General features: G+C 59.6%; 12 protein-coding genes. 10 read left to right on the plus strand and 2 right to left on the minus strand.

Translation table 11 applies throughout. The features are described 5' to 3' along the window. Nucleotides 1-29: 29 nt before the first annotated feature. A complete protein-coding gene (locus tag DNI29_RS10455; protein WP_110978049.1) occupies nt 30-1,370 on the minus strand; it encodes a phenylacetate--CoA ligase family protein in 1,341 nt (446 codons plus the stop codon). A gap of 343 nt (nt 1,371-1,713) precedes the next feature. On the opposite strand from DNI29_RS10455, the gene DNI29_RS10460 reads away from it, so the two are divergent. The 10 genes from DNI29_RS10460 to DNI29_RS24735 all read left to right on the plus strand — a co-directional run bounded on the left by DNI29_RS10460 (nt 1,714) and on the right by DNI29_RS24735 (nt 13,397). Next, complete coding sequence (locus tag DNI29_RS10460) at nt 1,714-2,532, plus strand: SDR family oxidoreductase (RefSeq protein WP_110978050.1); 819 nt, start codon at nt 1,714-1,716, stop codon at nt 2,530-2,532. A gap of 120 nt (nt 2,533-2,652) precedes the next feature. Beyond that, complete coding sequence (locus DNI29_RS10465) at nt 2,653-5,298, plus strand: MGH1-like glycoside hydrolase domain-containing protein (protein ID WP_110978051.1); 2,646 nt, start codon at nt 2,653-2,655, stop codon at nt 5,296-5,298. A gap of 419 nt (nt 5,299-5,717) precedes the next feature. Continuing rightward, nucleotides 5,718-6,431, plus strand: a complete 714-nt coding sequence (locus DNI29_RS10470; RefSeq protein WP_110978052.1) for a PD-(D/E)XK nuclease-like domain-containing protein — start codon at nt 5,718-5,720, stop codon at nt 6,429-6,431. Nucleotides 6,432-6,634: 203 nt separating this feature from the next. Next, complete coding sequence (locus DNI29_RS10475; RefSeq protein ID WP_110978053.1) at nt 6,635-7,222, plus strand: RNA polymerase sigma-70 factor; 588 nt, start codon at nt 6,635-6,637, stop codon at nt 7,220-7,222. Nucleotides 7,223-7,300: 78 nt separating this feature from the next. Then, nucleotides 7,301-8,026 (plus strand): head GIN domain-containing protein, encoded by a 726-nt coding sequence (locus tag DNI29_RS10480; RefSeq protein WP_110978054.1) that lies wholly within the window; start codon nt 7,301-7,303, stop codon nt 8,024-8,026. A 317-nt stretch (nt 8,027-8,343) separates the two neighbouring features. Then, nucleotides 8,344-9,414 carry a FecR family protein gene (locus tag DNI29_RS10485; protein WP_110978055.1) on the plus strand — a complete coding sequence of 357 codons (1,071 nt, stop codon included), beginning with the start codon at nt 8,344-8,346 and terminating at the stop codon, nt 9,412-9,414. 43 nt (nt 9,415-9,457) lie between these two features. Then, entirely contained in the window at nt 9,458-10,318 is an 861-nt protein-coding gene (locus tag DNI29_RS10490) for a DUF4974 domain-containing protein (protein WP_110978056.1), read from the plus strand. A 59-nt stretch (nt 10,319-10,377) separates the two neighbouring features. Continuing rightward, the gene (locus DNI29_RS10495; protein ID WP_110978057.1) at nt 10,378-11,262 is read left to right on the plus strand and encodes a hypothetical protein; all 885 of its coding nucleotides are present in this window, start codon (nt 10,378-10,380) and stop codon (nt 11,260-11,262) included. Nucleotides 11,263-11,693: 431 nt separating this feature from the next. Continuing rightward, nucleotides 11,694-12,701 (plus strand): aspartate--ammonia ligase, encoded by a 1,008-nt coding sequence (gene asnA, locus DNI29_RS10500; RefSeq protein WP_110978058.1) that lies wholly within the window; start codon nt 11,694-11,696, stop codon nt 12,699-12,701. Between the two features lie 339 nt (nt 12,702-13,040). After that, nucleotides 13,041-13,397, plus strand: a complete 357-nt coding sequence (locus DNI29_RS24735) for a hypothetical protein (RefSeq protein ID WP_202910426.1) — start codon at nt 13,041-13,043, stop codon at nt 13,395-13,397. Between the two features lie 79 nt (nt 13,398-13,476). Here DNI29_RS24735 and DNI29_RS10510 read toward each other — a convergent pair whose 3' ends face one another. Further along, nucleotides 13,477-14,778: a flavin monoamine oxidase family protein gene (locus DNI29_RS10510; protein WP_110978059.1), complete on the minus strand. Its 1,302-nt coding sequence runs from the start codon at nt 14,776-14,778 to the stop codon at nt 13,477-13,479. Nucleotides 14,779-14,857 lie beyond the last annotated feature (79 nt).

Raw genomic sequence — 14,857 nt, forward strand, 5'->3', positions numbered from 1 at the left:
GAGGTCAGTAGCCGTACGCGAACGGCCTTCTAAAGATTGCGCAAATCTTTGACCCGGCTCAACTTGCCGCCTTCGCTACGCGGCAGCTGGCCAAAACCCAGCAGCGTGACCTTCATGCTGAGCCCGATGTTGTCTTTGATTTTCTTGGCAAACGCACCCTTCAGCGTCTTCAGGCAGTCGTGCTGTTGCACTACTTCGTCGGTTAGCGCGTCCAGGCCCAAATCCCGCATCAGCGCCTCGTCTATTTCTACGCTTACTTCTACCTCATCCAGGCTACCCCGGCGCGAGGCCACTACCTGGTAATACGGGCTCACCTGCTCCATACCGCTGATAATGTCCTCCACCTGGGTCGGGAAAAAGTTGACGCCCCGGATGATCAGCATATCGTCGGCACGGCCGCGGATGGGACCCATTTTTACGTGAGTGCGCTTATGGGAATGCTCGTAGGTGAGGTTGGTGATGTCGCCGGTCCAGTAGCGCAGAATGGGCATGGCTTTTTTGGTGAGGGTAGAAAGCACCAACACGCCGTATTCGCCCTCGGCCACCGGCTCGCCGGTTTCCTGGCTTACTATTTCGGGGTAGAAGTGGTCTTCCCAGATGTAGCTGCCCGTGCCCCGCTCGTCCGCATCTTCCTGCGACACACCCGGCCCCATAATCTCGCTGAGGCCGTAGATGTTAGTGGCCTGCACGCCTAGTCCCTGCTGCACCTGGCCCCGAATGGCCTCGCTCCAGGGCTCGGCGCCCAGCACCGCGTACTGCAGGTTGATGGCTTCCAGCGGGATTTCGCGTCGCTTCAACTCCTCGGCCAGTACCTGGGCGTAGGAGGGGGTAGCGCACAGCACTTCGGGCTGAAAGTCCTGCAGGAGCTGCAGCTGCCGGTCGGTACTACCCCCCGAAACCGGAATAACCGTAAGGCCCAGCTTTTCGGCCCCGTAATGAATGCCCAACCCGCCCGTGAACAGGCCGTAGCCGTAGGCGTTCTGGAGTTTCATGCCTGGCCGGCAGCCCGCGGCGGCCAGGGAGCGGGCCACTACCTCAGCAAAAACCTGGAGGTCTTCGGCCGTGTAGCCCACCACGGTGGCTTTGCCAGTGGTACCGCTGGAGCAGTGCAGGCGCGCTACCTCGGGCTGGGGCACCGCAAACAGTCCGAAAGGGTAGTTGTCGCGAAAGTCAGTTTTCTTGGTGAAGCCCAGCTTGCCCAGGTCTTCCAGGCCCTTGAACGAGGTAGGGGTAATGCCTAAGCCATCGAACTTCTGCCGGTAAAACGGAACGCGCTGGTACACATATTGCACCTGCTCTTTCAGGCGTGCGTTTTGAAGAGCCCGCAACTGCGGGAGCGGCAGGCGCTCCATATCAGGGTTGAACAGCATGGTGGGAAGGCTTGGGTGGGTGGCAGAAGTGGCAAGATAATGTATTAACTAACGCAAACGAATGTTTGTTAGTGTAAGCTGAGCTTCGTTTAGCTAAAGCTAGAGAGCTAGCTCCCCTCCTTTGGATAAGGAGGGGTTGGGGGTGGTTGATAATCGTTTGATATCATTTAGCTCTAGCTTCGTTCCTCCACCATCAACCACCCCAACCCCTCCTTATCCAAGGAGGGGAGCTAGCTCTCTAGCTTAAGTGTGGCCGTCCTACCCTCGAACATTCGTGTAACTAAAGCGGCCGTTTGCCAGTCTAGAAGGGAAGATGTTCCACTGACTTTCTCCTTTGAGCTATATGGCAAACACTCCCACTTCGCAGCGTCTTCAGAATCAGGTAGCCCTTGTAACGGGCGGTAGCTCCGGCATTGGAACGGGGGTAGCCAAGGCCATGGCGGCGGAAGGTGCTACCGTCATCGTCAACTACGCGCACGGCGCCGACGATGCCAAGGCCGTGGTGGCCGACATTGAAAAAGCCGGCGGCAAGGCCATTGCCATCAAGGCCGACGTCAGCAAAGAGGAAGAAGTGCTGGCCATGTTCAACCAGATTCGGGAGCAGTTTCAGACCCTGCACATTCTGGTAAACAACTCCGGCATTCAGCAGGATGCCACCTTTCTGGAAATGACCCTAGAGCAGTGGCAGAAGGTAATTGACGTAAACCTGACCGGGCAGTTTCTGTGTGCCCGCGAGGCCGCCCGCGAGTTTGTGCGCCGAGGTCCGCAGCCGGAAATATCAAAGGCAACCGGCAAAATCATCTGCATGAGTTCCGTGCACGAGGTAATTCCGTGGGCCGGCCACGTCAACTACGCCACCAGCAAGGGCGGCATCATGCAGCTAATGAAAAGCATGGCCCAGGAGCTGGCTCCGCACAAAATTCGGGTGAACAGCATCGGGCCCGGCGCCATCAAAACCCCCATCAACAACGAGGCCTGGGAAACGCCCGAAGCGGCTGAGAAGCTGCTAACCCTGATTCCGTATGGCCGCATTGGGGAAACCGAGGATATTGGGAAAGTGGCCGTATGGCTGGCTTCTGATGAGGCTGACTATGTAACCGGTACCACTATCTTCGCCGACGGTGGCATGACCCTGTACCCAGGCTTCGCTGATAATGGCTGAGGCGGAAGCATCATTGCCTACCCCCTGGGGCAGTGGTAACCCCCGGCACAATGGCGGCACATATCCGCAGTTTCTATGGTTCCGGTGGGCTGATGTGGGCTGGCCGGCATGCTACCTCACATGACCCAGGAACACCAACGGCAGCAACAGGCGCGGGAAGGCAACGCAAACTGGCACCGCTTCGGGCCCTACGTATCGGAGCGGCAGTGGGGCACGGTGCGCGAAGACTACTCCGCCGACAGCCAACCCTGGACCGCCACTACCCACGATATGGCCCGTAGCCTGGCCTACCGTTGGGGCGAGGACGCTATTGGTGGCATCTGTGACACTCAGCAGCTCCTGTGCTTGGCCCCCGCCTTCTGGAACGGGCAGGACCCTATTCTGAAAGAGCGGCTGTTTGGGCTGAGCGGACCGGAGGGCAACCACGGCGAGGACGTGAAAGAGCTGTATTACTACCTCGATAACACGCCCACGCACTCCTACATGCGGATGCTCTACAAGTATCCGCAGCACGCCTACCCTTATGAGTGGCTGGTGCAGGAGAATGCGCGCCGCAACCGCCGCAAGCCTGAGTTCGAGCTGCCGGATACGGCCATATTCCACGAAAACCGCTACTTCGATATCTTTCTGGAGTACGCCAAAGCCGGCCCCGATGACCTGTTGCTGCAAATAACGGTGCACAACCGGGGCCCTCAGGCTGCGCCGCTGCATGTGCTACCCCACCTCTGGTTCCGCAACACCTGGGCCTGGGGCTACGATGACTACAAGCCTCAGCTTAAGGCCACAGAAGACGGCCACATTCAGGTTGAGCACCGAAAACTGCCGGACCTACAGCTCTACTGCGAGCAAAGCGGCGGCCAGCACCCGAAACTGCTCTTCTGCGACAACGAAACCAACCGCCAGCGCCTATACGGCAGTGCCAACGTGGGCCCGTACTGCAAAGACGGCATCAACGACTACCTCTTGCACGGCAGCCAAGCGGCGGTTAACCCAGCCCTGGAGGGCACCCGTGCCGCTGCGTATTACCAGCTGACCGTACCGGCCCAGGAAAGCCGGGTGGTGCGGCTGCGGCTGGCTGCCCCCGATTTGGCCGCGCCCTTCGCTGATTTTGCTACCCTGCTGCAGCAGCGCAAGGCCGAGGCCGATGAGTTTTACCAGGAGCTGCAAACTGGCCTCGATAACGCTGATGCTCGCAACGTGCAGCGGCAGGCGCTGGCCGGTATGCTCTGGAGCAAGCAGTTCTACTACTACGATGTGGCCGAGTGGCTGCGCGGCGACCCGGCTTCGCCTCCGCCACCCAAAGCCCGCCTGCACCAGCGCAACCACACCTGGCCCCACCTCAACAACGCCGACATCATCTCGATGCCCGACAAGTGGGAGTACCCCTGGTACGCGGCCTGGGACCTGGCTTTCCATTGCCTGCCGCTGGCCATGGTCGATGTCGATTTCGCCAAAAATCAGCTGCAGTTGCTGTGTCAGGACTGGTACATGCACCCCAATGGGCAGTTGCCGGCCTATGAGTGGAAGCTGGAAGACGTAAATCCGCCGGTGCATGCCTGGGCCACTTGGCGCGTGTACAAAATAGACCGTAAGCAGCGCGGCGGCCAGGGCGATACGGCCTTTCTGGAAAGCGTCTTTCACCGCCTGCTGCTCAACTTTACTTGGTGGGTAAACCGCAAAGACCGCAACAACCGCAACGTGTTTGAGGGCGGCTTCCTGGGGCTGGATAACATCGGGGTGTTCGACCGCTCGGCTCCGCTGCCTGATGGGGCCTACATCGAGCAGGCCGACGGCACCGCCTGGATGGCCATGTTTGCCCTGAACATGATGCGCATGGCCCTGGAATTGGCCAAAACCAACCCCGTGTATCAGGACATGGCCAGCAAGTTCTTCGAGCACTTTCTCTACATCGCGCAGGCCATGACCAACATGGCCGACGAGAAGATTGACATGTGGGATGAGAACGACGGCTTCTACTACGATGTGCTGAACACCACCGAACACGGCCGCCTACCCCTGCGCATCCGCTCCATCGTAGGGCTGATTCCGATGTTTGCCGTGGAGGTACTCGATGAGGATACGCTCCAGCAGATGCCCCGCTTTGTGTACCGCCTAAACTGGTTTCTGAACCACCGGCCCCAGCTTGCCGACATGGTTTCGCGGTGGCAGGAGCCGGGTAAGGGCCAGAGCCACCTGCTTTCCCTGCTGCGTGGGCACCGCATGAAGCTGCTGCTGCGCCGCGCCCTCGACGAAGCCGAGTTTCTGTCGGATTACGGCGTACGGGCGTTGTCTCGTCATCATTTGCGGCATCCCTACCTATTCGAGCACGCTGACGGCACAAAAGAGGTAGTGCATTATGAGCCTGCCGAATCCACTACCTCCCTGTTTGGGGGCAACAGCAACTGGCGCGGCCCCGTCTGGATGCCCATGAACTTCCTGCTGGTGGAGTCGCTGCAGCGCTTTTACCATTACTACGGCCCCGATTTCAAGGTGGAATACCCTACCGGCTCCGGCCAGTACAGCACGCTGCTGGAAATTTCGCAGGCCCTTACCGAGCGCCTTACCAAGCTGTTTTTGCGCGATGAAAACGGCCGCCGTCCTTGTTTCGGCTCAGACAAGCAGCAGCAAACGGACCCCAATTTCAAAGATTACTTGCTCTTTCACGAGTACTTCCACGGCGACACCGGCCAGGGCCTGGGCGCCAGCCACCAAACCGGCTGGACTGGCCTGATTGCCAAGCTGCTTCAGCCCCGCCCAAACGGCTAAGAAGCTATTCGGAAGCTTTACCTGACCATCATACAGATGCGTCGCCGGAGCATTTCGCGTGGAGTCGTTGTAGTAGTGATGATGGTACCGAAGTAGCCGTCATGTCGAGCTGGTCGAGACATCTTGCGTGCTGATGTTGTAATCGTAACCCTACGTCAGCATGCGAGATGTCTCGACAAGCTCGACATGACGTTCTAGGAAAGTCTATTCTTCAGCTTTTTACTTGATGTGGCAGAGGCTCGGCATGGCGGTCAGTTGTATAGAGTTCTTATCTCCGCCCTTCCTACCCCCTGCCTGTGGGTTGAAGGGTAGGAGGGAGCTCGCGCGGCGGTTCTGGCAAAAAATGCCTATACTCCCTCATTCAAACCCTGCTTTGTCATTTTTCGGAGCCTTTTCGCGGGCTCCGCTGTTCTTTCTGCGTGACTGATTCCACTTCTACCTCCGCCCGCCCCGACCTCCTGCGCATTCCCTATGATGATTACCGCGCGCTGCCGGCCATTGCCAATTCCGACCTTTCCCGCCTGCGTGATGCCCTGAACGGCCGTCCGCCCCGTCCCCACGATTCGGTGGGCGGCGCCCTGGGCCTGGGCACGGCCTTCCATACTGCCATTCTGGAGCCCGACCTGTACGAGCCCGGCCAGCCCGGCATCAACGACACCCTGATTTGGTGGATGGTGGACGGCGTTAAGCTCAACCCCGAGGTGAATGCCCTGCTGGAAGCCGGTACGCCCGAGCCCAGCTGCATCTTCACTGAGCCGGTTACGGGCACGCTCTGTAAGCTCCGCGCCGACCTGGTGGTAAACCAGCCCGGTCAGCCCTACACCATCGTGGACTTTAAAACCACTATGGCCCGCGACCATAACCACTTCGTGGAGCAGTGCACCCAGTATGATTACGACCGGCAAGCTGCCTTTTATGCCGATGCCCTGCACGCCGACCGCTTCCTGCTTATAGGAGTGCAGAAGGTGGAGCCGTTCAAGGTGTTCGTGTACGAAGTGCCCCCCCTGATGCGTAACGAAGGCCGAGCTAAGTACCTGCGCCTGCTTAGGCTCCTGCAGCCCGAAGCGCCCGTACCGCTGTCGGTGGTGCAGGCCGTACGCGACGTGCGCGCTGCCCTTAATGGTGGCGAATAGCATTTCAGCGTAAGACTAAGCTGAGCAGCGGGGCAGCCTATCCGAGTACGGAGGGCTTCCCCGCTGCTGTTATAGGGGGTAGGGAGCTGCAGCCGAAAGGTATAATACTGAGTTCCGGCTATATTCTGTTGGGAACTGTAGCTTTGCACCGCGCAACACACATAAGCTGGTTGTGCAATGCAGAGCACCCCTTTCCGCGGCCCATGTCAGAAGTAGCTACCCTTGATGCGCTTGAAACTCAGCTGGCCGAGCTGCAGCGTACCAATGGGGAGGCCTTTATGGAGCTGCTTTTTAAAAGCTATTACCGGCCCTTGGGCAACGTGGTCTTCCGGGTGGTGCAGGACCGGGCCGTGGTGGAAGACCTGCTGCAGGATGTGTTTCTGCGCATCTGGAACAACCGCGAAACCCTGACCATCACCACTACTTTTAAAGCGTATTTGTACCGGGCTGCTCTGAATGCCGCAATGCGCTATCAGGAGCGGAGCAAGCGGCAAGTAGCCCTGGGCGAGGTTCAGTTGCCCGAAGAGGGTAGCAACACCACGGCTGAGCAAATAAATGGGCAAGAAGCGGAGCAGGCAGTAGCTGCCGCCCTTGCTACGCTGCCGCCCCAGTGCCGTGCCGTATTTCTGTTAAGCCGCCAAGAGGGGCTGAGCTACCAACAAATAGCGGATGTGCTGGAGGTAGCACCCAAAACAGTAGAAAACCAGATGGGCAAGGCCCTCAAGCTGTTACGCCAACAGTTGCGCGGCTTTTTTGCCGGGCTCATACTCCTGCTGTGGAAGCTGCTATAATTTTTTTCGTTGGCGCGTGGGGGTAAGTGGCTAGTTGTGGCTCTTAAGAGCATAACCAACTATTCAGCACGTACCACTATGAAAACAAAACAGCTTCTGCTACCCCTGCTCGCGGTGTTGTGGCTGCCCTCCTGCGACAATGGCATTACCGGCCCGCGAGTGCGGGGAACAGGCCCTAGTGAAACCGAAACCCGCACGCTCAGCAGCTTCAACCGAATTGAGCTGAAGGTGGATGGGGAAGTGATTATCACCCAGGGGCCTCAGCAAGAGGTGCGCGTGGAAGCGCAGCGCAACATCCTGGATGTGCTGGAAACAGAAATCAGCGGCAATGAGCTGGAAATTGAGTACGGCAACGTAAACGTCCGCGACCATGACCCCGTGAAGGTGTACGTGACTGTGCCTGCGCTTACGGAGGTGCACGTATCAGGCTCGGGCAAAATCCGGAGTGCGGCGCCCTGGAGCGCCGAAAAATTTGAAGTGAAGGTGTCGGGGTCGGGCGAAGCAGACATAAGCTTCACTCAGATAACCAGCTTGCGCACCGATGTATCGGGCTCGGGCGAGGTGCGGTTGGCAGGAGCCTCGCAAAGCCACAACATCAGCATCAGTGGCTCGGGCAGGGTTGCGGCCTACGATCTGAACACCCAGGATTCCTACGTGTCCATTAGCGGCTCGGGACGCAGCTATGTGCTTGCAACGCGTACGCTCAACGCCGATATCAGCGGCAGCGGCTCCGTGTATTACCGTGGCACTCCCGCCGTGAACTCACGCATTAGCGGCTCGGGCAAAGTAATTGTCGGCGGCTAACCGGCTCGTGAAGTCTGCCTACTTCCTCGCACTTTTGAGCACTCAACCGGAAAGGTATGGGCCGCCAAACCACTCGTAACCAAGTTATGCAGCCAGCTACAATGGTTTACTGCCAGCCAGGTAGGGTAGCCCAGTCGCTCAACGATGAGTGCTCGATTTCGGCAAGCGAAGAGGGTAGGAGCAACTAATAGCGGCCTACCTTGGCCGCCATCCTGAAGGCTTGGCAAGGAGGCCGGGTTCCTGGTCTGTAGGCTCCAGCCGCATGGAGCATAGGTGCGAAATGCAGATTTCGCGCTACTTTCAAGGCCAATTCGCTTATGCTCGACTTTTCCCCTGATACAGAAGCTCCCTGGGATTTACTGGCCAAACACTTGGCTGGGGAGGCTTCTGCGTCGGAGCAGGAAGAGCTAAACCGGTGGCTTGTGGCTCAGCCCCACCACTTGCGCCTGTTTACCGATGCTACCCGGGCGTGGGAGCGAGGGGGCACGCTGCCCGACACGTTTATGGAAGCGGACGTAGAGCCCGCCTGGCAGAATTTCCGGGCTGGGGCCGGGCTAGCACCAACTGCAGCCATGCCCGCTGCCGTAGCTACCTCCCCCGAAACGCGGGTGGTGCCCCTGTGGCCGCTTGCTCAACCGTGGCTGCGGGTGGCCGCAGTGGTGCTTTTGCTGGTGGGCGTATGGGCGGTAGTCCGTACTTGGTTGCCTGCCTCCCGAGCAGCTCAAAGCGTGACGGTAGCAGCTGGCGCGCAGCGCCGGCTAGCTACCCTGCCCGATGGCAGCAAAGTGTGGGTAAACCGCCATTCTACTCTCACCTACGCCGCCGATTTCAACAAAACGAACCGGGTAGTACAGCTGCAGGGTGAAGGGTTTTTCGAAGTGAAAAAGGACCACGGCCGCCCCTTCACGGTGCTGGCAAACGGCACCCGGACGCGGGTGTTGGGCACCTCGTTCAATGTGCGGGCCTACCTGCTGGAAGACTCGGTAGAGGTGGCGGTGGTAACAGGCCGCGTGGCGTTCAGTCCCGTACGCTCCCTCCTGGCTACTCCCGACTCGGTGCTGCTTACGCCGGGGTTGCGCGGCGTCATTCGCCAGCCGGTATTGCCTCGGGCCGTGCCGAAGCCTATTACCGATCCTAACTTCCGGGCCTGGCAGCAGCAGGAGCTAGTGTTCGATAATCAAACGTTGGCACAGGTAGCCCAGACTATTTCCCGCTACTACGGCACGCCCGTAGCCTTAAGTAAGCCAGCGCTGGGCTCCTGCCGCTTCACGGGCACCTTCCGCCAGGCGCAGCTGCCACAGGTACTGCGCGTGGTAAGCCTTTCGGCAAATCTGTCGGTCCGTCGCACCGCCGACGGCTATATTCTTGATGGGCCGGGCTGTAAGTAGCCGCCCAGCATTCAACTTCTTCTGATTTCTTTCTCTGACTGCTATGCGAAACCGCGTATGCCTAGCCCTTGGCGTGCTTTGCACGCTGGCGGGCACCCCTTCTCTTGCCCAAGTACGCACCGGTTCTGTAATGGAACGCAAGGTGACGGTAACCTTCAACCAGGCCCCCCTCGAATCGGTGCTGCATACCTTGCGCCGACAGTACGGATTGCGGATTTCGTATAGCAATACGGCTCTAAACCTACGTCAGCCTGTTACGCTCAACGTGCAGAACCAGCCCTTGCGCAGTGTGCTGGATCAGCTGTTGCGCGATAAGAATATCGGCTACGAGCTGGTTGGCGACCAAATTGTGTTGCACTCGGCAGCAACCAAGCCCCGGCCCGCGGCAAAACCTACGGATGCTACCCCGGCGCCGGCCTCTAAGCCTACCCCTGGCCCTAAAGCAGAGGCCCCAGCTAGCCGTGAAGAGGCTGCCGCTCGGGTTGCCCCAAAGGCAGCAGCAACCTCCGCTAAGCCCGCCAGTAAAGCGGTAGCCAGTGCAGCAGCAGGAAGCAAAAAAAGCGGCGGAGCAGCGGTGAGCATCCCGGCCAGTAAGCCGGCAACTACCCCGGCCTCTGCTAAGCCAACACCACCAGCGCCTGGTGCTTCCTCCGACGCGGCCACCCCTACGGCTTCTGCAGCAGCTACTCCGGCCGTACCCACCGATTCGGTTGCCAGTGAAGCGCGCTCCGAAACCTCCGATGCTTCTACTGCTAACCAGGCTGCAGGAGCGGTAGGCCATGGGCAATTCACCAAAACAGCCCAAGTGTCCTTTTTCGGGCCGCTGGGCTCCAATGGGCTGCGAAGCGGCCAGACGGTGAACAAGCTTTCCTTAAACCTACTGGCTGGCTACGCTGCGGGGTAGATGGGTTTGAGGCGGCAGGCCTGGTAAACGTAGACCGCGACACTGTAAGCGGAGTTCAGGTGGCAGGCCTGGCCAACGTAGTGGGCCAGCAGCTAAACGGCTTCCAGGGCGCGGGCCTGCTCAACATTCTGGGTGGCTCAGGGCGCGGCTGGCAGGCGGCGGGTCTGTTTAACGTAGCAGCCCGCCCCGTTTTGGGTACGCAAACAGCTGGTTTGTTTAACTACAGCGGCCTAGCTGCACCACAGGCCAGCGCTGCTACCGCGCAAGAGGAAGGAGCAGCAGATAAAACGGTGCAGGCGGCGGGCCTGTTCAACGTAGCCTTGCGCAAGGTGCGCGGGGTGCAGGTAGCTGGCCTACTGAATGTAGCTCACCAAGTACATGGGGTACAAGTAGCCGGGTTGGTGAATATCGCCGACTCAGTATCCGGAGTGAGCATTGCCCCTTTAAATCTCATTCGTCACGGGTACCACCGTCTGGAGATAACTACCGGTGAAACCTGGCCCGTAGCTGCCAGCCTGAAACTGGGTGGCTCAGCCGAGCTCTACACTTTTTTCGCCGCCGCCTACGATGGCTTTGGCAGCCAAGACCGGCGTTGGGGCCTCGGCTACGGGGTAGGCACCGAGCTGTTTTCTAAGCACCGCCTCAGTCTGAACTTGGATGCTGTCACCATGCAGGTGCACGAAGAGCAGCGGGGCATGACCGAAGATTTAAACCTGCATAACCAGTTGCGCTTGCTGGTGGGGGTAGCCCCCTTGCGGGCCGGCGGGCGCTTGCGAATAGTAGCGGGCCCCACCGTAAGCATATTGGTAACGCAACGCTACGATACCGCTGAGCAGCGCGTTTATTCCAACCTCAGTGCTGGCCGCCGGCTGTGGCTGAACGAGGGAAGCAGCCGTACGCGGGTGTTAGGGTGGATAGGCTACAGCGCCGGTATCCGTTTCTAGCCGGAAATAGCTGCCGCGCTACCTAATCCTAATTATGAAAAAATAATTCGATAATTAATTAGGATAAATAAAGTGACCCATTTATACTTGTAAAACATCTGACGAAAAGCAGACCTCTTACATGCGTCATTTCCGCAATAATCTCCAGAATAATAACTCGAATAATAATCTTATTCGAGACTGGAAGGCTATTGCTCCTTTGGAGAACTGAAAAATCAACAACTGATTTTCTTTTAAAGCCTTCCGCTACCACGGGAGGCTTTTTTCTTGTGCCTACGGGCCGGCTTTTCCTCGGTAGCAGCCGGCACTGAACCGTATTTTCTGGGTGCAGCCTATTTCCTGAATTTCAAAAAAACTCCCGGCAGGGAGAGGGGAATTCGTGTGCCTTTTCTGAAATAAAATTCTTCCATAAACTCCTAAAATAAATAGCCATGACCGCGCAGGAATTATTGAAAACTGAGGAAGCAATTAGCTTCGTGAAGGACACCTTTGCTAAAGAGCTCAGCACCCAGCTGCAGCTCAGCAAGGTATCGTCGCCGATTGCCGTACTGGATGGCACGGGCATCAACGACGACCTGAACGGCATTGAGCGCCCGGTTGGCTTCCCGGTTAAAGCGCTGGACGAGCGCCGGGCCGTGGTGGTGCACTCCTTGGCCAAATGGAAGCGGGTGCGCCTGCAGGAGCTGGGCATTGAGGCCGGCCGCGGTCTGCTGACCGACATGCGCGCATTGCGCCCCGACGAGGACTATTCCCCCATCCATTCTATTTATGTAGATCAGTGGGACTGGGAAAAGCACATTAGCCCCGAGCAGCGCACCCCGGAGTTTCTGAAGGCTACCGTAGAGCGCATCTATGAAGCCCTGAAAACTACGGAAGCCCGCGTGTGCGCCGAGTACCCCGAAATTACACCTGTGCTGCCGGGCAAAATCACCTTCCTCCACGCCGAGGACCTGCTGAAGCAATACCCAGCTCTCACACCCAAGGAGCGCGAGCATGAAGCGGTAAAGCAGTACGGGGCGGTGTTCCTGATGGGCATTGGGCATGAGCTGAGCCACGGCGAGCCCCACGACGGCCGCGCCCCCGACTACGACGACTGGAGCACCGAAACGGAAGATGGCTACCGCGGCCTCAACGGCGACATTCTGCTCTGGCACCCCGTTTTGCAAACGGCTTTCGAGGTGTCGTCGATGGGCATTCGGGTAGATAAGCACGCGCTGGTGCGGCAGCTGGCCCTGCGCGGCTGCGAAGACCGGCAGGAGCTGTCGTTCCACGCGCGCTTACTGAAAGATGAGCTGCCCCAGAGCATTGGCGGCGGCATTGGGCAAAGCCGGGTGTGCATGTTTATGCTGCGGAAGAGCCACATTGGGCAGGTGCAGGTAAGCATCTGGCCGGAAGCAGTACGGGCCGAGCTGGCTGGTGCCGGTGTGGGCCTGCTGTAAGCAGCCACTACTTGCTGCTACTTGAGCAGCTTAGGCGGGGGAGCAGGTTTGGCGGCCGTAGCTCCTCCGCCTTTTTGGTGGGGTTTGGGCCCGAGGCAGAGGTAGGCGAGAGGGTTTGGGAAAGGAAGGGGGGTAGGCGAAATGAAACAACGGATGCTTCGGGGCGGCTGGTAGAGGGAAGCCGCCGGTTGGTAGAGTAAAAACGGGTCGAAGGGGGGCTTGAAGCAAATGCGGCACCGGGCTTGCAAGTGGGTAGTCAAGCGCTTATCCCTACTTCACCGGCTGGCTGCTTCCTCTGAGGCTGCTGCCATTCTCTCCAACTTTTTGCTTTCCATCATCATGAAAACTGCCCTGCTTTCCCTCGCCACTGCTTTCGTTCTGTTATCATCGGCGGTTGCTTCGGCCGCTCCTGCTGCTGACCGCCACGACGACAAGCGCCGCAAAGAATACAACCGCCGCGACGACCACCGTGACCGGGACCACGACAAAAAATACCGCGTGACCCCTGCCGAGAAGGCCCGTTGGGAGGCTGCCCAGCGCCGCAACAGCAACCGCCGCGACGACCGGAATGACCGATATGACCGCCGCGACGACCGATACGACCGTAACTATGGCTACGATAAGAACCACCGCGTAACGCCCCAGGAGCGCGCCCGTTGGGAGGCCGCCCACCGCCGCGACCATGACCGTCGCTAAGCGCCTACCCCTGTATCCAAAGCAAAGGCCCACTATCCGCGGATGGTGGGCCTTTGCTTTGGATACAGAGGTAGGAAAACTACTGCCCTAAGAGAAGCCGGGCGGCTTCCGCTCCGCTAACCAGCGCGGCCTCTACGGTGCCAATGTGGGGGCCTTCGTACACGCCTTCGCCGGCTATAAACAGCGTATCGGCAACGGGGGAGGCCAGCGTGGCGCGGGCTTCAGCGGCATGAAGGGTAGGGTAGGTGTAGGCCCCGAGGGCTAGCGGGTCGGCGGCCCAGTTGGCTATGCGGTGGGCCCGCAGGTGCTCCCGCAGGTAAGCCGGGGTAGTGCCTAGCAGGTAGGCTAAGGAGTTGAGGGCTTCGGTGAGCAGGTCGGCGGCCGGGGTGTGGCGGCGCTGGTGGGCAGCGGGCCCGGCTAGCCACCCCGTCAGGACAGGGCGCGGGTCGGGGAGCTGGCTCCACCAGGTCGGGATGGGCGCATCGGAGAACAGGAACTCAAGCTCAGGCAGGGCCTGGGAAAGCTGGGGCGCGGCCTCTTGCCATAGCGGCGCATCAAACTCCAGCAGCACCTTGATAACGGGACCAAACCCCAGCGCCTGGGCGGCGGCGCGGTGCGCGGGCAGTTCCGGCTGCAGGTGCAGGTAGCCGGGCTCAGCAGGTGCGGCCTGCCAAACGCCCAACGGTACGGTAAGCAAGGCGCGGGCAGCGCTGAATTGGCGGCCATCGGTGGTGGTGGCAGTAACACGGCCCGCCTCCCAGGCGATGGTAGCAACGGCCGCGCTGGTCTGCAACTGGGCACCGGCGGCTTGGGCCTGCTGGGCCAGCCACGCCACCAAGCGGCCGTAACCGCCTTCGGGGCGGGGCGAGTCTTCGGCCCCATTGCCGCTCCACTCCTCGCGCAGGGCAAACGTGCTGACGCGGTCCGCATCGGCGGCGTCGTAGCCCTCCGCAAACCGAATTACCTGCTGGCGCATTGTCTGGTGCTCGTCGCCGGCCAAATACTGCCCCAGAAACTGGCTTAGGGGCATATCCTGGGGTAGGGCGTGCAGCTTTTCCAGCAGCAGGGGCATATCCTCAAAAAACGACTCGGCGGGTTGGGCGTGGCCTTGGGCTACCTCGTAGGTAGTGCCCGTGGTATCGTAGCAGGCTATGCCCGCTTCCTGCAGCAGTTGGCGGGTGAGGGGCACATCGCCGTGCAGAAACTCGGCCCCACTTTCCACGGGTTCCGAGAAGCCGCCTTCGGTGGAGGTGTGAATACGGCCGCCGGGCTGGGCGCGGCCCTCCAGAATCAGAACTTGGCGCCCGGCCTGGGCCAGGGTACGGGCGGCCAGCAAACCGGCCGCACCCGCCCCAATAACAAGAATATCAGAAGAAGACATGCAGAAAAAGCCGGCCCCAGGGAAAGCGGGCGGCCACTAAAGAAAAGAAGTAGAAAGACAGCCGTGGTAAAACGGGCTG

It is taken from the genome of Hymenobacter sediminis, from assembly GCF_003231285.1.
GTDB lineage: Bacteria > Bacteroidota > Bacteroidia > Cytophagales > Hymenobacteraceae > Hymenobacter > Hymenobacter sediminis.